The sequence below is a fragment of the Amycolatopsis alba DSM 44262 genome (genome assembly GCF_000384215.1).
GTDB lineage: Bacteria > Actinomycetota > Actinomycetes > Mycobacteriales > Pseudonocardiaceae > Amycolatopsis > Amycolatopsis alba.
In genome coordinates, this window is sequence record NZ_KB913032.1 from 510,838 (window position 1) to 533,525 (window position 22,688).

21 protein-coding genes are annotated in these 22,688 nt (G+C 67.9%); 9 read left to right on the plus strand and 12 right to left on the minus strand.

Going from position 1 to position 22,688, the window contains the following annotated elements; all coding sequences use genetic code 11:
• Window positions 1-221: 221 nt before the first annotated feature.
• The 3 genes from AMYAL_RS45495 to AMYAL_RS45500 all read left to right on the plus strand — a co-directional run bounded on the left by AMYAL_RS45495 (window position 222) and on the right by AMYAL_RS45500 (window position 3,953).
• Window positions 222-1,913, plus strand: a complete 1,692-nt coding sequence (locus AMYAL_RS45495; protein ID WP_051137495.1) for a tetratricopeptide repeat protein — start codon at window positions 222-224, stop codon at window positions 1,911-1,913.
• A gap of 57 nt (window positions 1,914-1,970) precedes the next feature.
• A complete protein-coding gene (locus AMYAL_RS0102240) occupies window positions 1,971-2,552 on the plus strand; it encodes a hypothetical protein (RefSeq protein WP_020629667.1) in 582 nt (193 codons plus the stop codon).
• 291 nt (window positions 2,553-2,843) lie between these two features.
• The gene (locus AMYAL_RS45500) at window positions 2,844-3,953 is read left to right on the plus strand and encodes a choice-of-anchor Q domain-containing protein (protein ID WP_020629668.1); all 1,110 of its coding nucleotides are present in this window, start codon (window positions 2,844-2,846) and stop codon (window positions 3,951-3,953) included.
• 266 nt (window positions 3,954-4,219) lie between these two features.
• On the opposite strand, the gene AMYAL_RS0102250 is transcribed toward AMYAL_RS45500, so the two are convergent.
• From AMYAL_RS0102250 to AMYAL_RS0102270, 5 genes are all read right to left on the minus strand, one after another.
• On the minus strand, window positions 4,220-4,768 hold the full coding sequence (locus AMYAL_RS0102250; RefSeq protein WP_020629669.1) for a snapalysin family zinc-dependent metalloprotease: 549 nt from the start codon (window positions 4,766-4,768) through the stop codon (window positions 4,220-4,222).
• Window positions 4,769-4,921: 153 nt separating this feature from the next.
• Window positions 4,922-5,872 carry a quinone oxidoreductase family protein gene (locus AMYAL_RS0102255; protein ID WP_020629670.1) on the minus strand — a complete coding sequence of 317 codons (951 nt, stop codon included), beginning with the start codon at window positions 5,870-5,872 and terminating at the stop codon, window positions 4,922-4,924.
• 18 nt (window positions 5,873-5,890) lie between these two features.
• Window positions 5,891-6,256, minus strand: coding sequence for a MerR family transcriptional regulator (locus AMYAL_RS0102260; RefSeq protein WP_026466668.1), 366 nt, complete (start codon window positions 6,254-6,256; stop codon window positions 5,891-5,893).
• A 37-nt stretch (window positions 6,257-6,293) separates the two neighbouring features.
• Window positions 6,294-6,962, minus strand: coding sequence for a response regulator (locus tag AMYAL_RS0102265; protein ID WP_026466669.1), 669 nt, complete (start codon window positions 6,960-6,962; stop codon window positions 6,294-6,296).
• Entirely contained in the window at window positions 6,959-8,563 is a 1,605-nt protein-coding gene (locus tag AMYAL_RS0102270) for an ATP-binding protein (protein ID WP_026466670.1), read from the minus strand. The genes AMYAL_RS0102265 and AMYAL_RS0102270 overlap by 4 nt, the downstream gene beginning before the upstream one ends.
• A gap of 205 nt (window positions 8,564-8,768) precedes the next feature.
• On the opposite strand from AMYAL_RS0102270, the gene AMYAL_RS0102275 reads away from it, so the two are divergent.
• Both AMYAL_RS0102275 and AMYAL_RS0102280 read left to right on the plus strand, forming a co-directional pair.
• Window positions 8,769-10,091, plus strand: coding sequence for a C4-dicarboxylate transporter DctA (locus AMYAL_RS0102275; RefSeq protein ID WP_020629674.1), 1,323 nt, complete (start codon window positions 8,769-8,771; stop codon window positions 10,089-10,091).
• Between the two features lie 81 nt (window positions 10,092-10,172).
• Window positions 10,173-10,745: a DUF6000 family protein gene (locus tag AMYAL_RS0102280; protein ID WP_020629675.1), complete on the plus strand. Its 573-nt coding sequence runs from the start codon at window positions 10,173-10,175 to the stop codon at window positions 10,743-10,745.
• Here the strand turns inward: AMYAL_RS0102280 and AMYAL_RS0102285 are convergent.
• Window positions 10,735-11,136 carry a winged helix-turn-helix transcriptional regulator gene (locus tag AMYAL_RS0102285; RefSeq protein ID WP_020629676.1) on the minus strand — a complete coding sequence of 134 codons (402 nt, stop codon included), beginning with the start codon at window positions 11,134-11,136 and terminating at the stop codon, window positions 10,735-10,737. The two genes, AMYAL_RS0102280 and AMYAL_RS0102285, sit on opposite strands and share 11 nt — an antisense overlap.
• A 99-nt stretch (window positions 11,137-11,235) precedes the next feature.
• Here AMYAL_RS0102285 and AMYAL_RS0102290 point away from each other — a divergent pair, with 99 nt between their 5' ends.
• Window positions 11,236-12,636 carry an MFS transporter gene (locus tag AMYAL_RS0102290; protein WP_026466671.1) on the plus strand — a complete coding sequence of 467 codons (1,401 nt, stop codon included), beginning with the start codon at window positions 11,236-11,238 and terminating at the stop codon, window positions 12,634-12,636.
• Here the strand turns inward: AMYAL_RS0102290 and AMYAL_RS0102295 are convergent.
• From AMYAL_RS0102295 to AMYAL_RS0102310, 4 genes are read right to left on the minus strand one after another with little or no spacing between them, the layout of a single operon-like run.
• Complete coding sequence (locus AMYAL_RS0102295; protein ID WP_245192758.1) at window positions 12,615-13,319, minus strand: carbon-nitrogen hydrolase family protein; 705 nt, start codon at window positions 13,317-13,319, stop codon at window positions 12,615-12,617. The two genes, AMYAL_RS0102290 and AMYAL_RS0102295, sit on opposite strands and share 22 nt — an antisense overlap.
• 9 nt (window positions 13,320-13,328) lie before the next feature.
• A complete protein-coding gene (locus AMYAL_RS0102300; RefSeq protein WP_020629679.1) occupies window positions 13,329-13,793 on the minus strand; it encodes an SRPBCC family protein in 465 nt (154 codons plus the stop codon).
• Window positions 13,790-14,500, minus strand: coding sequence for an anti-sigma factor family protein (locus AMYAL_RS0102305; protein ID WP_020629680.1), 711 nt, complete (start codon window positions 14,498-14,500; stop codon window positions 13,790-13,792). Before AMYAL_RS0102305 ends, AMYAL_RS0102300 begins: the two co-directional genes overlap by 4 nt.
• Entirely contained in the window at window positions 14,497-15,048 is a 552-nt protein-coding gene (locus AMYAL_RS0102310) for a sigma-70 family RNA polymerase sigma factor (protein WP_020629681.1), read from the minus strand. The genes AMYAL_RS0102305 and AMYAL_RS0102310 overlap by 4 nt, the downstream gene beginning before the upstream one ends.
• Before the next feature lie 259 nt (window positions 15,049-15,307).
• Here AMYAL_RS0102310 and AMYAL_RS0102315 point away from each other — a divergent pair, with 259 nt between their 5' ends.
• Window positions 15,308-15,946 carry a fibronectin type III domain-containing protein gene (locus AMYAL_RS0102315; protein WP_026466672.1) on the plus strand — a complete coding sequence of 213 codons (639 nt, stop codon included), beginning with the start codon at window positions 15,308-15,310 and terminating at the stop codon, window positions 15,944-15,946.
• Window positions 15,947-16,120: 174 nt separating this feature from the next.
• Here AMYAL_RS0102315 and uvrA read toward each other — a convergent pair whose 3' ends face one another.
• Together uvrA and AMYAL_RS0102325 are read right to left on the minus strand one after the other, a co-directional pair.
• Window positions 16,121-18,976: an excinuclease ABC subunit UvrA gene (uvrA, locus tag AMYAL_RS0102320; RefSeq protein WP_026466673.1), complete on the minus strand. Its 2,856-nt coding sequence runs from the start codon at window positions 18,974-18,976 to the stop codon at window positions 16,121-16,123.
• Window positions 18,977-19,052: 76 nt separating this feature from the next.
• A complete protein-coding gene (locus tag AMYAL_RS0102325; protein WP_020629684.1) occupies window positions 19,053-20,276 on the minus strand; it encodes an acyltransferase family protein in 1,224 nt (407 codons plus the stop codon).
• Window positions 20,277-20,383: 107 nt separating this feature from the next.
• Between AMYAL_RS0102325 and AMYAL_RS0102330 the strand changes: the two genes are divergently transcribed.
• Window positions 20,384-21,061 carry an MBL fold metallo-hydrolase gene (locus AMYAL_RS0102330; protein WP_020629685.1) on the plus strand — a complete coding sequence of 226 codons (678 nt, stop codon included), beginning with the start codon at window positions 20,384-20,386 and terminating at the stop codon, window positions 21,059-21,061.
• A gap of 445 nt (window positions 21,062-21,506) precedes the next feature.
• Window positions 21,507-22,673, plus strand: coding sequence for an HAF repeat-containing protein (locus AMYAL_RS0102335; protein ID WP_245192759.1), 1,167 nt, complete (start codon window positions 21,507-21,509; stop codon window positions 22,671-22,673).
• The last annotated feature ends 15 nt before the right edge of the window (window positions 22,674-22,688 follow it).

Sequence of the window (22,688 nt, forward strand, 5' to 3'; positions counted from 1 at the left end):
CCTCTTCTCGCGGTCACTCGCACTGCTCAGATGTTCACCCATGGTCAGGCAAGACACCTGGGTACAGGGCCCCCTCGAGCCGTTCAGCCGTTACAAAACCCGATGGGAACGATGGAACGGCAGGACAGGTCGCGGCGACCACCGCACATGGTGAAGTCTCTGGGGAGAAAAGACTACTGGACGACACCTGCGCCAGCGTCGGCTGAGAGGATCCAACGAACTTGTCCGATACGATCTACGACGTCTTCCTGTCGTTCTCCGGCGACGATCGGAAGTTCGGACGCGACCTTGCGGAGCAACTGCGGTCCGAGGGGATGGACGTCTTCCTCGACGAAGACGGGATCACCCTCACCGATAGCCTCACGGAGCGCATCGGGCTCGCTGTGCAGGGTTCGAAAACGCTCGTGGCGTACTACTCGGAAGGCTATGCCAGCAGGCACGCGTGTCAGCATGAACTCATGACCGCTTTCCTGGCCGCTCAGCGGGAAGGCACCGTCCGGCAGCGGATCCTGGTGATCAACCCTGAGCCAGGGACCGACCATATTCACCCGATCGAGTTGGCAGACGCGAAGTTCGCCCACCCCCAAGCGGGAGTTACCGACCTTGCTCGGTGGATCGCAGGGAGGGCCCGCGAGTTGAACGGCCCCTTCGGCCGTCCGCCGTCTTTCGAGGAACGCCTGTGGCCTGTTTGGCTGGCTCGCCATGTTCGGGGGTTCGTCGGACGGCATCGTGAACTTTGGACCCTTCATACGGAACTCCACGCCAGCAAATACTCGGTTATCAGAGAGCGCGCCTACGGCTCCTTTGTGTCACTCTGGGGCACACCCGGCTCTGGGAAAACCGCTCTCGTCGCGAACTACGCGTGGCGGTTCAGGGACGCGTTTCCCGGTGGAGTCCGCTGGTTGAGCCTGGCCGGAGCAGGCTCACGACCTGATCGGCTTCAATCCGTCTATTGCGGTGAGCTCCGGAGTTCCTGTCGCGAGCTGGGAATGGACCTCAGCTCCGTACCGGACGAGCAGCTTTCCTCGGCCGTGGCGCGAACGCTCGACAAAACCGAGAACGCCACTCTGTGGATTGTCGACGACCTACCCCCAGGCTGCGGTCCCGAGCACCTTGGCCATCTGGTACTCCCAGGCGGTTGCGGAGCGCACACGGTACTCGTCGGGCAGGACGACGCTTTCCGAGGCCATCTACCCGTGGTCCGGGTGGGGCGGCTGTCTTCGATCGAAGCCGACGAGTTGCTGGACTCGTACCGGAAGCCTGACGACGACGTTGACAAGAAGAGTCGCCGGTGCTTGGTCCAGGATCTGGGCGGTAATCCAGGAGCGTTGATCGCCGTCGGCGAGTATCTGAGGCATCGACAGGGAATTACCTCGTATCTGACTGCCAGAGACGAACTCTCCACCAAGCAGTCACTGCGTGACACCGTGTTTGAGAACTCCCGACGGGTCATCGACCCTATGAGCGTCGACGAACTCGTGCTGCTCGACTTCATTTCTCGCGCCGACCAGCACGAATTCCCCAGTCCAGTGCTTGCGGCGGTGCAGAGCTTCGCCACCGTCGATGTCGGTGCCGTGTTGAGCCGCTTGCTCAGCCGCTCGGTGGCGACCCGCGACGGCACTCGATGGCGACTCGATCCCTTGGTGGTCGAAGCGGCCAAGGAGCGTCTGCGGACACTCGACGTCAAAACGATCCCGCAGTCGGAAATCACCGACTTCCGGGTTGAAGTCGCCAAGGTTCTCAATCCGTCGAACGGGTCGAGAAAACGGGGGTGGGGCAACAACAGCCGAGGCCAGTCGACCTCGACGAGCCGCAGCCGGCACTTCCGCGCGTCGGCACTGTTGTCGCCGTGGTCCCGGCTGTTCACGTTGTACGACACCGTGAACTTCCCCGGACGGCCGCGGCAGAAGTAAGTATATGATGGCCCCCTTCCTTGCGTCAGGTGCAAGGAAGGGGGCCATCATGTAGTCATGAGTGATCAGTCCGCGCGGTGGGTCGACGCCACCCAGCTCCCTGAAGAACTCGTAGCGCTCATCGAGACTCTCCGCCCCGGCGAAGACGTGCTCATCACCCGGAACGGCGACACGATCGGGACGATTTCCGGCGCTGGTCAAGAAGTCCCGGCGCCTTCGACGGACTCCGAGGAGATCACGGTCGTGGCCACCGCCATGAAGCTGTCGGCGTCGGCGCGGGACTCGCTGTCCGAGCGGCTCGGCCCCGGCTACCTCGTCCTGGACCTGCACTCGGCTCCCCCGACCGTCGACGTGCTGCTGGTCCCGCCATCCAGCCCCCAGCTGATCGCGAGCTTCCGGGCGCTGTACCCGAAGGCCCGGATCGTGATCACGGAGATCGAGGACGCCGAACTCGGGGTCAAGTTCGAAGGTCCGGTGCGCCGCCTCCTCGACGCCGGGGCCGAGGCCTATCTGCCGTCCAGCACCATTCCGCGGCTGGCGGAGCAGCTGGACCGGACCATGACCCAGCTGAACCAGCTCACCGGCGGCGCGTCGGCTCCCCTGACCATCGATTCACCACGGGACCGCGCCCTCGAGTGATCGCGAATGGTGGTGTGCGTGCCCCGAGCGCCACGCTTGGGACGCTCACCGTCTCGAACGTGGCGCTCGGGACGTACTGCCCTGAACGCGGCCACGCCGCGGAGGTCTTTGTACGAGCCTTGTGCGGCAGGCGGTTACGGTCCGCGGGATGTCCTGGAAACTGCTTTCCGTGAGCGTGCTCGCCGCCTTCACGTGCACCGGATTCACGACAGCCGAAGCCGCTTCGAAGACCTACTACGTCGACCAGGTCGACGGCAGTGACACCGCCGTCGGTACCTCACAGCAGGCGCCGTGGAAGTCCTGGCGAAGGTCTCCTCGACCACGTTCGCGCCCGGTGACACCGTGCTGCTGCGGCGGGGCGGGGCCTGGAGCGGCGGGCTCGCCGTCAAAGGCTCGGGCGTCACGATCGGCGCGTACGGCACCGGCGCCCGCCCGATCGTCAAAGGCAACACCGAAGCGTGCGTCGACCTGCCTGGCGACGACAACGTGGTGCAGGACCTCCAGATCGGCGTCGCCGCCGACGCCGGGCGCTGTTCATGGGCCGGGGTGAAGGTGTCCGGCGACCGCAACAAGGTGCTGTCGAACCTGATCACCGGCGCCGGCGCGGGCGTGTTCATCGCGCCGTCGGCGGACCACACCGAAATCACGCAGAACGACCTCGTCGACAACAACCACATGACCGTCGTGACCCCTGGCGGCAACGACGACTCCGGCGCGTTCGCCGCGCTGGTCCAGGGCAACGACTCCGACATCGGCTGGAACCGGATCAGCGGCTCGATCGCGAAGTCCGACGACTTCGGCGGCCTCGACGGCGCCGCTGTCGAGATCTTCTACGGGTCCCGCAACGTCATCCACCACAACATCTCCGAGGACAACGAGACCTTCACCGAACTCGGCACGGACACGAAAGACCCCGACGGCGTCTCGACCGGCAACGTCTTCGAGTACAACGCGGTCTTCGGCGCCAAGACGCGCGGCGGGATCGTCACGCGCGGTGCCGAGGACGGCAACGGGCCGGTGCTCGGCACGGTGTTCCGCAACAACTCTCTCCGGCTCTCGAACGCCGAGTCGGAGGGTTTCGTCTGCTACGGCGGCTGCACGAACCAGATGCTGAAGATGACGCAGAACATAGTCCAGGCCGCGTACAAGGTCGGCTACGCGGACCCGACCTTCACCGCGACCGACCACAACGTCTACTTCGGCGGGCTCCGGCAGTTCACGGCGGGAGCGACGGACAAGGTGGCCGACCCGAAGTTCACGTCGGCGACGAACCTCGTCCTGAAGGCGGGGAGCCCGGCGATCGACCTCGGCACCACGAAGTACGACGACCGCGACGTCGACGGGAACCCGGTGTATGCCGGTGCGCGGGTCGACGCGGGCGCCTACGAGTTCCAGGGCTAGGACGCCGTGAAGGCCTCCTTCACCTCGGGTCCCGCGGCCCCTCGGGATCGGTGGGGCCCAGGAGGTGTCGCGAAAGCCACTTTCGGGACATCAGGTGTCCCGAAAGCACAACCCACCCTGACACTGAGTGGCTTTCGCGACACCCGAGGTCGGCACGTGGGCGAGCGAGGCGACGCCGCATTTGCCCTACGCCTCAATAGAACGCCGTGAAGGCCTCCTTCCCTACCTTGAGGGTAGGGAAGGAGGCCTTCACGGAGCGGAGCGCGTCAGTAGTTGTAGATGCGCTGCATGGTGCCGGTCGACAGCAAGCCGTTGGCCCACAGCGAGTTCACCCTGGAGACCTCCTGGGCGTTCGGCTTCGCGTTGGTGCAGGACGGGCCGGGGCCGCCACCGGACATCAGTTCGGAGCACGGACCCTGGTAGTTGTCCGGCAGGCCGAGCGCGTGGCCGGTCTCGTGCGCGGCGATCCGCGTCTGGTTGTACTGCTGAGCCTGCGTGTAGTCGATGAAGATGGTGCCGCGGCCGTGGCCGTCGGTCTCGGCGTACGAACCCGAAGGGTCGTTGCCCTCGGTGTAGCGCAGGGTGGCTCCCGACGAGCTCTCCTGCAGCTTCACGTTGGACACCGAGTTGTTCCAGTTCGCCGCACCCGCCTGGATGGCGGCACGGAAGCTGGGCGCTCCCGAGGCGTCGTAATAGACCGTGGTCACCGCCGCGGCCGACTGGGCGGGTTCGACCGCCGCTGCCTGCCCCGCGGTCACCGGGACGGCGAGCAGCGCCAAGCTCACGGACGCGGAGACGAAGAACTTCCTTGCCATGGACCCACTCCTTGTGAGGACAACGGAATGGTTCGTGAATTTAGGAGCCTCGGCCGCGACTTGGCACCGACTTTCGTCGCGTCAGCCAGCTGGTGATTTACCAACACTTTCGACCTATTGACATGCGCATGTCCGCATACAACGATGTCGCGCTCAAGGTCGCAGGACGAGCTTGCCCGAAGTCACCCGCGCCTCCAGCTCCGCCAGCACTTTGGGCCCGTGCGCGAGGTCGTACACCGTCGGAGTTCCCGGAGCGCAGACGCCGTCGGCGATGAGTGCCCGCAGCTCGTCCATCAGCTCCGCGAAGATCGCGGGCGCGCGCTCGATCAGAACGCCGAGATGCAGGCCGATCAGGTGGATCTGGTGCCGGAAGTTCAAGTCCCGGTTGGTGATCGCGACCTCTCCCCCGGCGACGCCGTAGACCACGACGCGTCCGGTGACCCGCTTGGCGGCGGCGAGACTCGCGGCGAACGTCGTCCCGCCGACCGATTCGAGCACGAGATCCACGTCCCCGGTCTCCTCGCCGTAGCCGAGGACACGGTCGGCGCCCAGCGCCCGCACCGAATCGTGCTTGCCCGGCGACGCGGTGCCGATGACGGTGGCCCCGTAGTGCTTGGCCAGCCGGACCGCGGCCTGCCCGACCCCGCCTGTCGCCGCCTGGACCAGCACGGTCTCACCGGCGGCCACCCGCCCCAGCGGTTTGAGCGCGGCGAGCGCGGTGACCCAGTTCAGGATCAGCCCGGCCGCCTGCTCGTCCGACCAGCCCTCCGGTACCGGGACCGCAACGGCCGCGGACATGACCACGTACTCGGCGAAGGCTCCGCCGCCGGTCCCGACGACGTGATCGCCGACGGCCGGCGCGGTCACGCCGTCCCCCACGGCCACGACCTCGCCGGCGGCCTCGAATCCGGCGAGGTACGGCGCTTCCGGACCGCCCTCGTAAGTGCCCCGCGTCTGCATGACGTCGGCGAAGTTGACACCGGCGGCGGCCACCTTCACCAGGATTTCGCCTGGTCCCGGCACCGGAACGGGGGCGTCGGTGATCAGGCGGAGGTCTTCAGGTCCGTTCGCGGAGTCCTGTCGCAAAGCACGCATCGAAGTCATGCCCGCACGCTAAAAGCCTCACGTTTGCGTGAGGGTCAAGTCGCGGAGGTACGCGTCGAGGGCGTCGCGATTGCGGGTCATGAGCGCGATCCGGCGATCGAGGACTTCCCGCTGCCGCGCGACCTCGTCGATCATGTACTCGCACGGCACCTTCGGCCGGACGTCGCCGGGCCCGTCGAGGTACGGGAGGACTTCGCGGATCAGCCTCGTCGGAAGTCCCGCGTCGAGCATCCCGCGGATCTGGAGGACGGCCTCGACCGAGCCGTCGCAGAAGTCGCGGTAGCCGTTGCCTTCCCTGCCGGGGCTGATCAGGCCCTCTTCCTCGTAATAGCGCAGCGCGCGGACGCTGACCCCGGTCTTCCGCGCGAGTTCGCCTATCTTCACCCCGCCCACGGTAGCCACCGCGACGTGGTATAGGTCGTTATACGGTTTTCGGCTTGTACCAGACCTCGGGGCGGCCGACCTGGCCGTAGCGGGGCTCGCGCTGGGCGAGGCCGTTGTCGGCGAGGTATTCGAGGTAGCGCCGCGCGGTGACGCGGGACGCGCCGATCGCGGTCGCGGCGGCCCCGGCGGAGAGACCGTCCGCGGCCGAGGCGAGGACGTCGGTGATCGCCTCCAGGGTCTGCCCGCTCATCCCCTTCGGCAGCGCCTGCCGCTCGGTGGTGCGCAGGGTGCCGAGCGCGCGGTCGATCTCGGCCTGCCCGGTGACCTCGCCCGAAGCGCCGTGGAACTCGGCGTACCGCTCCAATTTCTCCCGCAGGGAAGCGAAAGTGAACGGTTTCAGCAGGTACTGCACCACGCCGACGGACACGGCGGCCTTGACCAGCGCCAGATCGCGCGCCGAGGTCACCGCGATGACGTCGATCGGCAGACCGGCGGCGCGCAGGGACCGGCAGACCGCGAGCCCGTGCGTGTCCGGCAGGTAGAAGTCCAGCAGCACCAGGTCGACCGGTTCGCGTTCGCAGAACCGCAACGCGTCCCCGCCGGAATGGACGACGCCGGACACGGTGAAGCCGGGCATCCGCTCCACGTACACCCGATGCGCGTCGGCGGCCACCGGTTCGTCCTCGACGACCAGCACCTTGATCATCGTGTCGGCTCCTTCGGCGGCAAGCACACGGTGAACACCGCGCCCTCGTCGCGGCCGACGTCGATCGTCCCACCGTGCCGCCGCACCGCCTGACCCACCAGTGCCAAACCGAGACCGTGACCGTCCTCGGGTTTCGTGGACCAGCCGCGCCGGAACACCTCTTCGACGTCCTCGACACCCGGCCCGGTGTCGGCGACCCGCAGCAGCAATCCGCCGGCGTCCGCGCGGACGGTGACCTCGACCCCCGGCCGTCCGCCGTCGCCGGCGTTCCCCGCCGCCGCGTCGATCCCGTTGTCGATCAGGTTGCCGAGGATGGTCACCAGATCCCGCGGCGGGACGCCGGTGTCCGAGTCCTCCATGACGGTGTCGGGCGTGATCGTGAACTCGACGCCGCGTTCGCTCGCCTCCGCCGCCTTGCCCAGCAGCAACGCCGCCAGCACCGGTTCGGCGACCGCGCCGACCACGCGGTCGGTGAGTTCCTGCGCCAGCGCGAGTTCTTCGGTCGCGAACTCGACGGCCTGTTCGGGGCGGCCGATCTCGACCAGCGAAACGACGGTGTGGAGCCGGTTCGCCGCCTCGTGCGCCTGCGACCGCAGTGCCTCGGCCAGTCCGCGCACGGTGGTGAGTTCACCGGTCAGCGCCTGGAGTTCGGTGTGATCACGAAGGATCACGACGGTGCCCATCGCCTCCCCCCGCGAGCGCACCGGCGCCGTGCTGACGACGAGCACCCTGGCTTCGGTGAGGTGGAGTTCGTCGGTGCGCTCCTCCCCCGAAGTGAACGCTTCGACGAGGTCTTCGGGAATGTCCAATGCGGACAGTTCCCGGCCGACCGGATCGCCGTCGACGCCCAGCAGCGCGCGGGCGCCGTCGTTGCACAGCACCACCCGCCCGTCGCCGCCGACGAGCAGCAGCCCTTCGCGCATCGAGTGCAGGACGGCTTCGTGATACTCGAACAGGTTGCTCAGTTCCCCCGGCGCGATCCCCCTGGTCTGCCGCCGGAGCCGGGCGCTGACCAGGTAACTGCCGATCCCGCCGACCACCAGCACCGCCGCCGCGACCCCGAGCAGCGGCCACAGGCGTTCGCGCAGTTCGGCGTCGATCGCTTCGACGGTGATGCCGACCGAGACCAGCGCGACGACCTGTCCCGCGGCGCCACGCACCGGGACCACCACGCGTTCGGAAGGGCCGAGCGAACCGGCGTAGGTCTCGACGACCTTGCCACCGCGTTGCGCCTCGCCGATGTTCCCGATGAACGGCTGGCCGATGAGCTCCGGATTCGGGTGCGTGTAGCGGATCCCGTTCGTGTCCATGATGGTCACGAAATCCACTTCCGTATCCGCGCGGACACTCTGCGCGAACGGCTGCAGTGTCCGGCTGGGTTCCGATGTGGACAGTGCGGCGAGGACACCGGGCGCGTCCGCCACCGCTTCGGCGACCGCGGTCACCTTGTCCCGCGCCCGGTCTTCGGTGGCACGGACGGAATCGAGATAGGCGAAGGCCACCCCGGCCGCGACGAGCACGAACAGCACCGCGAGCTGCAGAATCAGCAGCTGGCGGGCGAGACTGCCGCGCCTGGTCCGGATCCGCGTCGTCGAGGGCACCCGCTCATACCAGCACACCGGTCCGGGGGCCGCTCAGCGCGCCCGGCCGGAATTACCCGGAAACCACTCGCGCGAACTCAATGAACACAACCGTGACCCAGCTCACCTGCGCGGGTGATAGTGACCGGCAATCCCACGGACACCCCCTGAGCTGGAGGCAAAGGTGCCTACAACGCCGGAAGCGGCGCCCCGACGCCGCGACAAGATGCACTACCTGTACCTGGCCGTGATCGCGGCGGTCGTCCTCGGCGTCATCGTCGGGTTCGCCGCGCCGGATCTGGCCAAGGAGCTCAAGCCGCTCGGCACGGGCTTCGTCAACCTGATCAAGATGATGATCTCCCCCATCATCTTCTGCACCATCGTGCTCGGCATCGGATCGGTGGCGAAGGCCGCGAAGGTCGGCAAGGTCGGGTTGCTGTCGCTCGGCTACTTCCTGATGATGTCGACGTTCGCGCTCGCGATCGGCCTCGTCGTCGGCAACCTCCTGCACCCTGGACAGGGCCTGCACCTCGACCCCGCCGCCGCCGCGAAGGCGCACACGCAGGCCGAGGGCGCCGAGGGCACCGTCGACTTCCTGCTCGGCATCATCCCGACCAGCTTCGGTTCCGCCTTCACCGAAGGCCAGGTGCTGCAGACGCTGCTGGTCGCGCTGCTCGCCGGATTCGCCGTCCAGAAGCTCGGCACCAAGGGCGAACCGATCCGCCGCGGCATCGAGCACATCCAGCGGCTCGTGTTCCGGATCCTCGCGATGATCATGTGGGCCGCCCCGGTGGGCGCGTTCGGCGCGATCGCCGCGGTGGTCGGCGAGACCGGCTGGGGCGCGCTGCGCAGCCTCGCCGTCATCATGATCGGCTTCTACCTGACCTGCCTGGTGTTCGTGTTCGGTGTGCTCGGCACGGTCCTGTGGCTCGGCGCACGGGTCAACATCTTCACCCTGCTGAGGTACCTCGGCCGCGAGTTCCTGCTGATCCTGTCGACGTCGTCGTCCGAGTCGGCCCTGCCGCGGCTGATCGCGAAGATGGAGCACCTCGGGGTTTCCAAGCCCGTCGTCGGCATCACGGTCCCCACCGGCTACTCGTTCAACCTCGACGGCACGGCCATCTACCTGACGATGGCGACGCTGTTCATCGCCAGCGCGCAGGACCAGCCGCTGGGCGTCGGCGAGCAGATCTCCTTGCTGCTGTTCATGATCATCGCGTCGAAGGGCGCGGCGGGCGTCAGCGGTGCCGGTATCGCCACCCTCGCAGGCGGACTGCAGTCACACCGGCCGGAACTGGTCGACGGCGTCGGCTTCATCCTCGGCATCGACCGGTTCATGTCCGAAGCCCGCGCGCTGACCAACTTCGCGGGCAACGCCGTCGCGACCGTCCTGGTCGGCACGTGGACCAAGGAGTTCGACCGCGACCAGGCGAACCGGGTCTTCAGCGGCCAGGCCCCGTTCGACGAAGCCACCCTGATCGACGATCACGCCCCGGATCCCCACGAGGACCGTGACGGCGAACGGGAGAAGGCCGCGGCGAACGCGTAACGCCCGGCGAGAAGGAAACCGCGGTGCGAGGGTCCCCCGTCCTCGCACCGCGGTTCTTTCTTTTCTGGAAAACTCCAGTGCATGCCGGACGCCATCGACCGCTACGTGCCCGCGCGCTATTCGAAGCTGCTGCACGGCAACTTCGCCGGGATGCTGAGCGGCCCCGACGGCGAGCCGTTCCTGCGCGACCTCGTCGAAGACGCGCGGCGGATCACCGACGAGGACCTGGAGTTCCTTTTCGACGCCGGCTGGCGGGAAAGGATCACCGCCGCCTGGCTGATCGGCGTCGATCGCCGCACCGCGTGGCGCGGGCGCCTGCGTGAACTGCTCCTGGAGAGCGGGATGGTCTTCGCCGGGCAGGGCTACTGCTTCGCGCTGGCGCGGTTCGGCACCCTCGCCGACGCCGAGATCCTCGTGTCCTATCTGGACCACTACCTCGCACGACCGGACCTGCGCTACGACCAGGCGTGGGCGCTCGCGGCCCTGCACCACATCGACGCCGACCTCCGGACGGCCTACACGTCACGCTATCTGCGTCCGGGCGGCCTGTGGGAAAGCTGGTCCGCGACGAACAGCACGGACCTGCCGTTCCACAAGTGGTACTTCGACATGCTGTGCTCGCACGTCCAGCGAGCGGTGCACGTCAGGCAGTGACCCTCTCGTCGTAGACGACGCGGGACGCGGCGATCGAGTCGCGGTGGCGCTCGGCCCACGTCAGCAAGCCGCTCAGCGACGCGTACAGCTCCTTCGCCATCGCTGTGGCCTCGTACTCCACCTTCGGCGGCACAGTCGGGTACACGGTGCGGACGAGCAAGCCGTCGCGTTCGAGGTTCCGCAACGTCAGCGTGAGCATCCGCCTGCTGATCCCCTCCACCGACCGCTCCAGTTCGGTGAAGCGCACCGGACCGCGGGTGGCCTCCAGCAGGATGCCGATCGCCCACTTGCCGCTGATCCGGTTGATCACCTCGAGCACGGTGCACACCTCGAGTTTCTCCGGGTCCACCACCCTGGCCTGCGCGGTCACATCGCTGTTCCCCTGGGACATGAAAGTGCCTCCTTCCGGCAGGGAACAGAGTCACACAAGATGGGCGCTGTTACAAGTGATGCACCAAGGCATCACCTGGGGAAACTCAAGGAATTCACCATGTCACAGCGCGCTCTCGCTCTTGCAGTGCTTTGCGCCGTCTCGCTGATGGTCGTCCTCGACGGCTCGATCGTCGCCGTCGCGCTGCCCGCGATCCAGAACGACCTCGGCTTCACCCCGCCGACCCTCGCCTGGGTGGTCAACGCCTACCTGATCGCGTTCGCCGGGCTGCTCCTGCTGTCCGGCAGGCTGGGCGACGTGATCGGCCGGAAACGGGTCTTCCTGACCGGGCTCGGCGTGTTCACCCTCGCTTCGCTGCTCTGCGGAATCGCGCAGGACCAGACGCAGCTCCTCGTGTTCCGCTTCCTGCAGGGCGCGGGCGGCGCGCTCGCCTCGGCCGTCGTACTCGGCATGATCACCACGCTCTACCCGGAACCACGGGCGCGGGCGAAGGCCATCGGCGTCTACAGCTTCACCCAGGCCGCGGGCGCGTCGATCGGGCTCATCGCGGGCGGCACCCTCACCCAGCTGCTCGACTGGCACTGGACGTTTTTCGTCAACCTGCCGATCGGCGCGGTCGCGCTGGCGCTGGCCGTCCGGCTGCTCGAACCCGACCACGGGACCGGACCGCGCGGCGGCGTCGACGTCGCCGGCGCCGGGCTGGTCACCGGCGGGCTGATGCTGCTGGTCTACACGATCGTCAAGGCCGAGGAGTACACCTGGGCCGACGGCCGCACGCTCGGGCTGCTCGCGGTGTCACTGCTGCTGCTCGCCGGGTTCGTGCTCCGCCAGGCGAAAGCGCGCGAACCGTTGCTGCCGCTGCGGCTCTTCCGCTCACGGGCGGTGTCCGGGGCGAACACGGTGATGGTCCTGATGGTCGCCGGGCTGTTCGGCTTCCAGTTCATCACCGCGCTGTACCTGCAACGGGTGCTTCGGCTCGACGCGCTGAGCACCGGGTTCGCCTTCCTCCCCGCCCCGGTGTCGATCGCGGTGATGTCCCTGGTCTTCGCCGGGAAACTGAACCACCGTTTCGGAGCGCGAACGGTCCTTGTGACCGGGCTTTCGCTGGTCGCGCTGGCGCTCGGGCTCCTCGCCACGGTGGAGGCAGCGGGGAACTACGCGACGGACGTCCTGCCCGCGCTCGTCCTGATGGGTGTCGGGTTCGGCGCGGCGATGCCCGCGCTGATGGGGCTGGCGATGTCCGGCGTCGCCGCCGGGGTCGCTTCGGGATTGATCAACACCACCCAGCAGATCGGGGCGGCGATCGGTACCGCGGTGCTCGCGACCGCCGCCGCGTCCCGGACCGGCTCACTGCTGACCGAAGGCACCGCGATGCCCGAAGCGCTCACTGGCGGCTATCGGACCGCGTACGCGTTGAGCGCCGGGCTGCTCGCTCTCGCCGCCTTCGTCGCGGCTGTGGTCCTGCGCGAGAGGAAGGCTCAGGAGGTGATCGTCGCGTAGGCCCATTCGGAGACCTCGCCGCCGAGGCGTACCTCGGCGGCACCTCCGGGCTTCCACACGCCGCTGCCGCCGAACGCGGCCATCCCGCCGGTCTTGCCGGAATACTGGGACAGCACCACCCACATCCCGTGCCCGGCCGCGACACCGACCTGGTCGAGCAGTCGCTGTTCCTGCCCGTCGCCGAAGAGCGCGCTGAGAACGTAGACGTCGGCGCCCGCCTCGGCGAGTTCCCGTGAGTGGTCCGGGTTCGCGGCGTCGAGGCAGATCGCGAGGCCGAGACGCCTGCCTCCGACGTCGAGGATCACCTGGCGCTCGCCGGCGTCGAACAGCTCTTCTTCGCTGTCGTGCAAGTTCCGCTTCGCATAGGTGGCAAAGGTTTCGCCGTCCGGCCCGAGGACGAGCGAACCGATGTACCGCCGGTCGTCCTCCATCAGCGGAAGCCCGACGACGGCGTGGGCACCGCTCGCCCGGCAAGCGTCCCGGAGCGGTGCGAGGCGCGGATCCTCCCGCGTCAGCCAGAGTCCCGGATCCGCGGCGAGCGCCTCGAACTCCAAGCCGGTCAAGGAAAGTTCAGGGAAGACAGCGAGGTCGGCCTCCACGTTCCGGAGGAGCCTGGCGTGTTCGGCAATGTTCGCGGAAAGGTCCGCGGGGACGGTGAACGGCTGCACGGTGGCGACTCGCATGGCCGGAGCCTAGCGCCCCAGATAGCCCCGCAGGCCGTGTTGCCCCCGTCGCATCATGAGCGCGTGGTTGATCCGGAAGACCGGCCTGGCGATGCGATCGAGCTTGCGCAGCAACGGTTTCCGCGCCTCGACCTCCTGGGTGATCTCCAGCAGGGTGCCACCGCCCACCGCGGTCAGTGCGCCCGCCAGCATCCCTTCGAGGTCGCCGCTGAGCAGGACCCGAACGCGGCCCTCGTGCTCGTCCTGCCGGTCGCGGTGCATCCGCACGGTCAGCGCGTACGGCAGCCTGGACCGGCAGACGAGTTCGGCGGTGTCCTCGTCGACCTGGCTGACCGAACGGACGTCACGCCACCACAACGGATACGCGGCGAGGTCCACGACGGCGTCGAAGACCGCCTTGGGTGAAGCGGGAAGCACCCACGTGTCGTGGAAGCGGTACCGACCGCCTCCACGACCCGTGAGCGCGCCCGTCATGCCTGCGCCGACACCAGGTTCCGGCCGTCCATGGTCACGACGTCGACCGAGGCCACGTCGCCGGGGGCGACCAGCGCCGAACCGTCGATCCCGGTGCCCTCGCGCTGCCCCTTTGCCGAAACCAGCCAGCTTCCGGCGTTGACCCGCTCGCCGCCCTTGGTCACCACGACGAGCTGGCACTTCTCGCCCTCACGGACGCCGTCCGCCTTGGCGTGGAGCCGGACCCAGCCCGCCGCCGGGATCAGCCGGACCGCGAGCTGCGCACCCGTTTCCCGGTTGGTGGCCGCGAGATCGCGGGTGCCGGGAACCGGGGCCGTCGCCGTCGGCACCGGCAAGGCCACCGTCGACGGTTCGGGCGACGTCTGCCGTCCGACCAGCACCCCCGCGCCCAGCGCCACGACGGCCAGCACGGCCGCACCGGCCACGGCGAGGAGCCGCCGCGGCTTGCGCTCCTGGTTTCCTTCTTCCTCGCGAACCTGACGCAGCGTGCGCTGCAAGAGCAGGTCGCCTCCGTCCGGAGGTCCGTCGAGGAACGCCTCCGGCGGCACCTCGTCGAGGTGATACCGCAGCTCGGACAGCTCACGCACCTCGCGACGGCACGCGGGGCAGTTCGCCAGATGTGTCTCGAAAGTGGCCGCTTCCGCCGGGGTGAGCCCGCCGAGGACGTAGGCGGCGAGCTGGCCCTGGTCGTGTCCCACCGCACTCATCGCGCTACCTCCTTCCCGGTTCCCGACATCACGGCTCTCAGTGCCCGTAACGCGTAATAAGATCTCGACTTAACGGTACCTGGGGCCACCCCCAGGGATTGCGCCGCTTCGGCCACCGTCCGGCCCCGGTAGTAGATCTCCACCAGGACCTCACGATGTTCCGGGGAAAGACCGTCCATCGCGCCGAGCACGGCCATGGAATCCACGACACTCTGCGCATGGTCCTTCTCCACCGCCGGAGTCGGCGCGCCCTCTTCGGGCTCCGGCACTTCCGGCGGCCGAGCCGCCCTGGCCCGCGCGCGGTCGGTGATGATGTTCCGGGCGACCGTGAGCAGCCAGCCCCGGACCGATCCCTTCGCGTCGTTCTGCAGGTCTTCGGCGTGTTTCCACGCCCGGACCAAGGTTTCCTGTACGACGTCCTCCGCGGCCGCGCGGTCCCCGGTCAGCCTCGTCGCGTACGCCAGCAGGCTTCGCCCGTGTTCGGCGTACAAGTGCCGGACCAAGTCCTCGCCTTTGGCCTTTTTGGGCCGCCAGCCTCCGATCGCCACTCGAGTCCTCCCGACGGTCTTCTGGGTCGGCGAGGACAGTACTGCAACCCGCAGGGGCAGAGTGGATCGTTCGGCGCGCGCCGCGATCGAACTGTGCATCGGCACCGGCCTCTCCTCGGTTCTCCATGACCGCCTCCTCTTGCCTCCCACACGGACGACGCGGCGACGCGGTTCAACCGGGTCTTGTCGATCACCGGACGCGCTCGTATGCTGACGCCTCCGGATTCCGCCGCCGCCTGATTCACGGGAGGGATGAGGCGTGCCAAGGAAACTCGCGGCCGTGCTGCTGGCGGTCGCTTTCGTGTCGGGATGCGGACAGGAGCCCGGTTTCACCGCGAAGCTGACGGATCCGGTGAACGTCGACCTGAGCTGGCCGGACGACGACGCGAACGTCGCGGGCCGGATCGTCGAATACACCACCGATCCACAGGGGCCGTACACGATCCTGCAGTTCGTGCCGCCGAGGCAGACGACCTACCGGCATCCGGATCTGATGCCGGAAACGCGGTTCTACTACCGGATCCGGCCCTTCTACGGTGCCGTGTCGGGCGCCGTTACGGTTTCCGGTCCCGCTTCGGCCGCCGCGGCCGGGCCACCGGTCTCGCTGCGCACGGACGGCCAGGCCGCTGCTCCGGCGGCGTTCCGGGCGGAGCCCGCGCCGGAGGACATGGTGCGGTTCAGCTGGACCGACCACTCCAGCGACGAGGACGGTTTCCTCGTGGAGATCAAGAAGCCCGGCGCGGACGGGTTCGTGCCGATCGAAGTCTCGGATCCGGGGACGACTTCGGCCGGGCTCGCTTCGATGCCGGGCGAAGAGGGCGCCTCGTACCGGCTGCGCGCCTTCTACTACGGGCCCGCGTCACCGGTGCTGGACCTCGTGAGTGGCAAGGACGGTTAGGGCCAACCCGTATTCGCCTACCCACGCCTGACCTGAGCGAGGCTGGCGATTCCGCGCCTGTCGGCTCGACGGTGAAGGAATCAGGACGTTCAACGTCCCAAATCCTCCACACTCGACCACCAGCCACACCAGTGGGCAAGCAAATACAGATCCGTCCTTACCACTCACGAGTCCCTAAGCGAGAACGGTCTTCAAAAACTCGCCGGTGTAACTCTCGTCCACCGAAGCGACGAACTCCGGCGTGCCCTCCGCGATCACGGTGCCACCGCCGGAACCCCCCTCGGGGCCCATGTCGATGATCCAGTCCGAGGTCTTGATGACGTCGAGGTTGTGCTCGATGACGATCACCGTGTTGCCCTTGTCCACCAGCCCGTTGATCACGCCGATCAGCTTGCTGATGTCCTCGAAGTGCAGACCGGTGGTCGGCTCGTCGAGGATGTAGACCGTCTTGCCGGTGGACCGCTTCTGCAGCTCGCTGGCGAGCTTGACGCGCTGCGCCTCGCCACCCGACAGCGTCGGCGCGGGCTGCCCGAGCCGGACGTAGCCGAGGCCGACGTCGACGAGGGTGGCCAGGTGCCGGTGGATCGCCTTGATCGGCTCGAAGAACTCGGCCGCCTCCTCGATCGGCATGTTCAGCACGTCGGAGACGGTCTTGCCCTTGTAGTGCACCTCGAGGGTCTCGCGGTTGTAGCGGTCGCCCTTGCAGACCTCGCACGGGACGTAGACGTCCGGCAGGAAGTTCATCTCGATCTTGATCGTGCCGTCACCGGCGCAGGCCTCGCACCGGCCGCCCTTGACGTTGAAGGAGAACCGGCCCTGCTGGTAACCGCGCACCTTTGCCTCGGTGGTCGCGGCGAACAGCTTGCGCACGTGGTCCCAGACGCCGGTGTACGTCGCCGGGTTGGACCGCGGGGTGCGGCCGATCGGCGACTGGTCGACGCGGACCAGTTTGTCGACCCCCGCCAGCCCGTTCACCCTGGTGTGGCGCCCCGGCACCTGGCGCGCGCCGTTGAGCTTGTTCGCCAGCACGGTCGCCAGGATGTCGTTGACCAGCGTGGACTTCCCGGAACCCGAGACGCCGGTGACCGACACGAGGCAGCCGAGCGGGAACGACACGTCGAGGCCGCGTAGGTTGTGCTCGCGCGCGCCGACGACGGTCAGCTGACGCTTCTTGTCGACCGGGCGCCGGATCGCCGGGACCTCGATCTTGCTGCGGCCCGAAAGGTACGCCCCGGTGATCGAGTCCTTGTTCTTCAGGATCTTCTTGTACGGTCCACTGTGGACGATGTGGCCACCGTGCTCACCGGCGCCGGGGCCGATGTCGACCACCCAGTCGCTGGAGCGGATGGTGTCCTCGTCGTGCTCGACGACGATCAGCGTGTTGCCGAGGTCGCGCAGCCGGACCAGCGTCTCGATCAGCCGGTGGTTGTCGCGCTGGTGCAGTCCGATCGACGGCTCGTCCAGCACGTACAGCACGCCGACCAGACCGGAACCGATCTGCGTGGCGAGCCGGATGCGCTGCGCCTCACCGCCGGACAGCGTCCCGGAGGCGCGGTCGAGCGAGAGGTAGTTCAGCCCGACGTCGAGGAGGAAGCGCAGCCGCGCCTGGATCTCCTTGAGCACCGCGCCGGCGATGACCTGCTCGCGCTTGCCGAGCTCCAGCTCGTCGAGGAACTGCGAGGCCTCCGCGATCGAAAGGGCGCAGACCTCGGCGATCGACCGGTCACCCTGCGTCTTGTGCTCCAGGGTGACCGCGAGGATCTCCGGCTTGAGCCGCGTGCCCTGACAGGCCGGGCACGGCACCTCGCGCATGTAGCCCTCGTACCGCTCGCGCATGTACTCGGACTCGGTCTGCTCCTGGCGCCGCTCGAGGAACGGGATGACCCCCTCGAAGGCCGCGTAGTACGACCGCTGGCGGCCGTAGCGGTTCTTGTAGCGGACGTGGACCTGCTCGTCGACTCCGTGCAGGACGGCCTTCTGGACCTTCGCCGTCAGCTTGCGCCACGGCGTGTCCATCCGGAAGCCGATGGTCTCCGAAAGCGATTCGAGGAGCCGGATGAAGTAGTCCGCGCTCTGGCCGCCCGCCCACGGCGCGATGGCGCCCTCACCGAGGGACATCTCGTCGTCGGGGACCACGAGTTCCGGGTCGACCTCCTTGCGGACACCGATACCGGAGCACTCGGGGCAGGCGCCGTAGGGCGCATTGAAGGAGAACGAGCGCGGCTCGAGATCCTCGATCGCCAGCGGGTGGCCGTTGGGGCAGGCCAGGTTCTCGGAGAACCCGCGCACGCGATGCGGGTCGTTCTCCGGCAGGTCGACGAACTCCAGCTCGATCAGGCCGTCGGCCAGCCGGAGCGCCGTCTCGACCGAGTCGGTGAGCCGCTGCCGTGAGCTCGTCTTCACCGAAAGCCTGTCGATGATGACGGCGATCTGGTGCTTTTCCTGCTTCTTCAGCTTCGGCGGTTCGGTGAGCGGGTGGATCGTCCCGTCGACCACGACGCGCGCGTAGCCCTGCTGCTGCAGGTTCTCGAAGAGGTCGAGGTACTCCCCCTTGCGCCCGCGCACGACCGGCGCGAGCACCTGGAAGCGAGTGCCCTCCTCCATGGCGAGCACCTGGTCGACGATCTGCTGCGGGGTCTGCTTGCTGATCGCCTCGCCGCACTTCGGGCAATGCGCCTTGCCGGCGCGGGCGTAGAGCAGACGCAGGTAGTCGTAGACCTCGGTGATGGTGCCGACGGTCGAGCGCGGGTTGCGCGAGGTGGACTTCTGGTCGATCGACACCGCGGGCGAGAGGCCCTCGATGAAGTCGACGTCCGGCTTGTCCATCTGGCCGAGGAACTGGCGCGCGTACGCCGACAGCGACTCGACGTAACGCCGCTGCCCTTCGGCGAAGATGGTGTCGAAGGCGAGGCTCGACTTTCCGGACCCGGACAGACCGGTGAACACGATCAGGCTGTCGCGGGGCAGGTCGAGATCCACACCGCGGAGGTTGTGCTCGCGGGCGCCGCGAACAACGAGGCGATCAGCCACGCCAGGGTCCCTTCAGGTTCATTCTCAGCTGCGGTCGCCGTCCCGGTCGATAGCTGCACGGGCGGCCGCTTCCATGCTACGAGGCACCACCGACAGAAACCGGATCCGAGTCCTTGACCTGCGGTTTTCCAGGCTTCTCGCGTCGATCCCGGCGAGCGGTGAGCAACCGGTGGACCGGCCGCTCCACGCCCGCGGTGATCGCCCAGCCCCCGAGTACGGCGGCGGCCAGCACGATGGGGAGACGCAGCCAGCCGGGGACACCGACGTTCAGCAGGGCACGGGCCAGGATGTATCCGAGTTCCTGATGCACCAGATAAAGACCATACGAGATGCCCGCGAACCAGGTGACAGCCGGGGCGATCCGGGACAGCCCAGGGAACCGCCAGTCCGGCCCGCGCGCGGCGAGGCACACCAGCACCAGCATGATCGCGAAGCCGACGGCCGACGGCCAGCGCTCCGGATCGTTGGGCAGGGCCTGGTGGAACGGGAAGACCTGCAGGTCCTGCGCGGCACAGGCGGCGAGTACGAAGAGCGCGACGTGCCAGTGCGCCAGCCGTCGTTTCGCCCAGAGCCAGATCGCGATCCCGATGGCGAAGACGTGCACGCGGTGCAGGCCGAGACCGTAGTAGAAGGTCTCCACGAGCTTCGGCGTGGAAGCCGGGTCGAACACGACGAACCGGAGGAAGAGCGGCACCAGGATCAGTGCCCAGAGCAGCCCGACGGTGAGCCGATGGGTGCGCCAGCGGCGTGGCCACAGCAGGGCTGCGGCGGTGAAGGCGATGAGCTGGACCGGCAGCGTCCAGTAGGCGCCGTCGAGGTAGTAGAAGAGTTCGTACCGCCAGCCCCATTCCTGGACCATGCCCAGGTTGGCGAGCAGATCGGCGCCGGTGGGGATGTACCAGGGCGACGGGTCGGACGGCGGGCCCTGCGGAACGCCGAACAGGAATCCGGTGAGGCCGGGCGGGAACGGCAGGCCGCTGAACCGGATCGTCGCGTACCGGGCGACGACATAGGTGACGGTCACCGCCACCAGGTACGCGGGCACCAGCCGCGCGACCCGGTTCCACAGCCACCGCCGAGGTTCACCCTTTCGAAGGCTCGCGCACACGAAGAAGGCGGAAATCACCAGAAGGATGGCGGCACCGAACTGAGCGGTGACCCGAAAGGGGTACCCCACCAGTTCCGGGTGCAGGAGAGCACCCTGATGAGTGACGTGTCCGAGCATGACCGCGAAGACGGCGACAACGCGAAGGACGTCCCAGCTGATCTTGCGCGGGGCGCGCGGTGAGGCGTCGGGCACGGGCGTCCTGTGGTTCGGCTGGCAGGGCGACGCGAGCCTACGGCCTGACCCTGTGCGGCGCCTGTGCGGGTGGAACCGATTGCAGGGGAACGACTACCGTGTGCGTTGTGAACATCGTGGAGACCTACACCGGGCATGTCGACCCCGGCGGTGACGCCACCCGCCGCACCCTGGACGCGCTCACCATCACGAAGCTGTCGGTCGGCCCGATGGACAACAACGCCTATCTGCTCGTCTGCCGCGCCGAGAACGAGGCGCTGCTGATCGACGCCGCGAACGATCCGGAACGGATCTCCGACCTCATCGGCCACGGCCCCGAGCGGCCCGCGCTCAGGACCGTCGTGACCACCCATCAGCACCAGGACCACTGGCAGGCCCTCGGCGCCGTCGCCGGCGCGAACGGCGCGAACACCGCCGCCCACCCGCTGGACGCCGAACCGCTGCCGATCCCGCCGGACTTCCTCGTCGAACACGGCGACACGGTCAAGGTCGGGCAGGTCGTCCTCGAGGTGATCCACCTGCGCGGCCACACCCCCGGCTCGATCGCGCTGCTGTATCGCGACCCCGCCGGGCACCCGCACCTGTTCACCGGCGACTCGCTGTTCCCAGGCGGGGTCGGGAAGACCGGTTCGCCTTCGGATTTCACGTCGCTGCTGGACGACGTCTCGTCGCGGATCTTCGATGAACTGCCGGACGAGACGTGGTTCTATCCCGGCCACGGGGACGACTCGACGCTGGGCACCGAGCGTCCGAAGCTCGCGGAGTGGCGCGAACGCGGCTGGTGAGCCGAAACAGCGTTCATCTTCAGCATGCCTGACCCGGACGTCCTGAAGGCCCCCTTTGAGACGATGAACGTCCCGAAGGGGGCCTTCAGGACGGCATCGCTGTGACTACCGACCGATCGCCTTCGTGCCACGAGCGTAGCCACGTGTAGCCCACTGAGTCGCACCGCCTGATTTGTTGCCGTGACGCACCGATATTTCTCGAAATTCGCGTACCGCCGACCTATCCTCACCTTTTCCGGCAACCTCCTTCACATTCACCAGTCCTCCCTTGTTCCGGGCGCGTTTTTCCTACTCGCAACGTGCCCATCTGAACCACAAAGCCTTGGGCAGCAAGGAAAGTTCGTCGTCTTTTCGTGTGGACCATCGCCACGTGAGCACAACTCACGAAGCGGTTGCGTTACCGTTCTCCGGACCTGGATGACCACATCCGACTCAGGGAGAAATCATGTTGAGAAATCGTGTGCACGGCCGCCGAAGACCGGTGTTGTCGCTGTTGGCGGCTCTCGTCATGTCCACCGGCACGTTGACCGGGACCGCACAGGCGGACACGGTCGGACCGGTGACGCTCGATCCGTTGCCCGGCGACGACTACAGCTCGGTCAGCGCGGTAAACGACGCTGGTGTGATGGTGGGGTTGTCGTCCAAGGGCCTCGATCCGCCGGTCCGTCATCCGGTGCGCTGGGACGCCGACGGCAGGATCACCGCGCTGCCGACACAGGGCGACGGCCAAGGGATCGTGAGTCACATCAACCGATACGGGGTTTCCACGGGCATCGCGGCGACTCCGACCGGTTCCGCGGCTGCCCGCTGGGACGCCGAGGGCAGGGTGACCACGATGCAGCTACCGCCCGGCTATTACGGTGCCGGCCCGATGGGGATCAGCGACAACGGTGTCGTCGTCGGCACTTGGATCACGTCGGGTTACTGGATGGGCAGCTTCCGCTGGGACCCGGACGGCAAGGTCACGGACCTGGGCACGCTGCCCGGCGGCGACTGGACCTGGGCCAAGGCCATCCCCGATGACGGCCGCATCATCACGGGCGTGGCCGCCGGCCACGACAAGGTCCATCATGCCGTCCGCTGGGTGGACGGCAGGCCGATGACCCGGCTGGCGCCGGACTACCTGGCGAGCTCGCCGGACCGGACAAACGGGCACGGTGTCTCCGCGGGGTTCATCAGCGAGAACCTCGGCGCCCGCGACACGCCGGTGACCTGGGATCGCGACGGCACGATGCGCCGTCTGGAATGGAGGGAAAACCAGCTGCTCTGGATCAACGCCGTCAGCAGCACCGGCTATGTGATCGGGAGCAACAATCGCTATCCTCCGGACGACCGTTGGCTGTTGCTGTGGGCCCCCGACGGCACCCTCACCGTCCTGCCGGACGACCAGCTGAGCGCCGTCGCCGAAGGGGTCGACGCGAAAGGCACCGTGGTCGGCAGCATCCGAGGCGAGGCGACCGTCTGGTTCCGGAACGGTGAACGCAGGCGACTCGCCGGCCTGCCCGGCGGCAAGGAGAGTAAGGCCCACTTTATCAACGACCGGGGCCGCGTCGTCGGGAGCGTCACCGACTCCCAGTGGAAGACCCGTGAGGTGTTCTGGGATCGCAAGTAGCGCCGGGATAGGGCC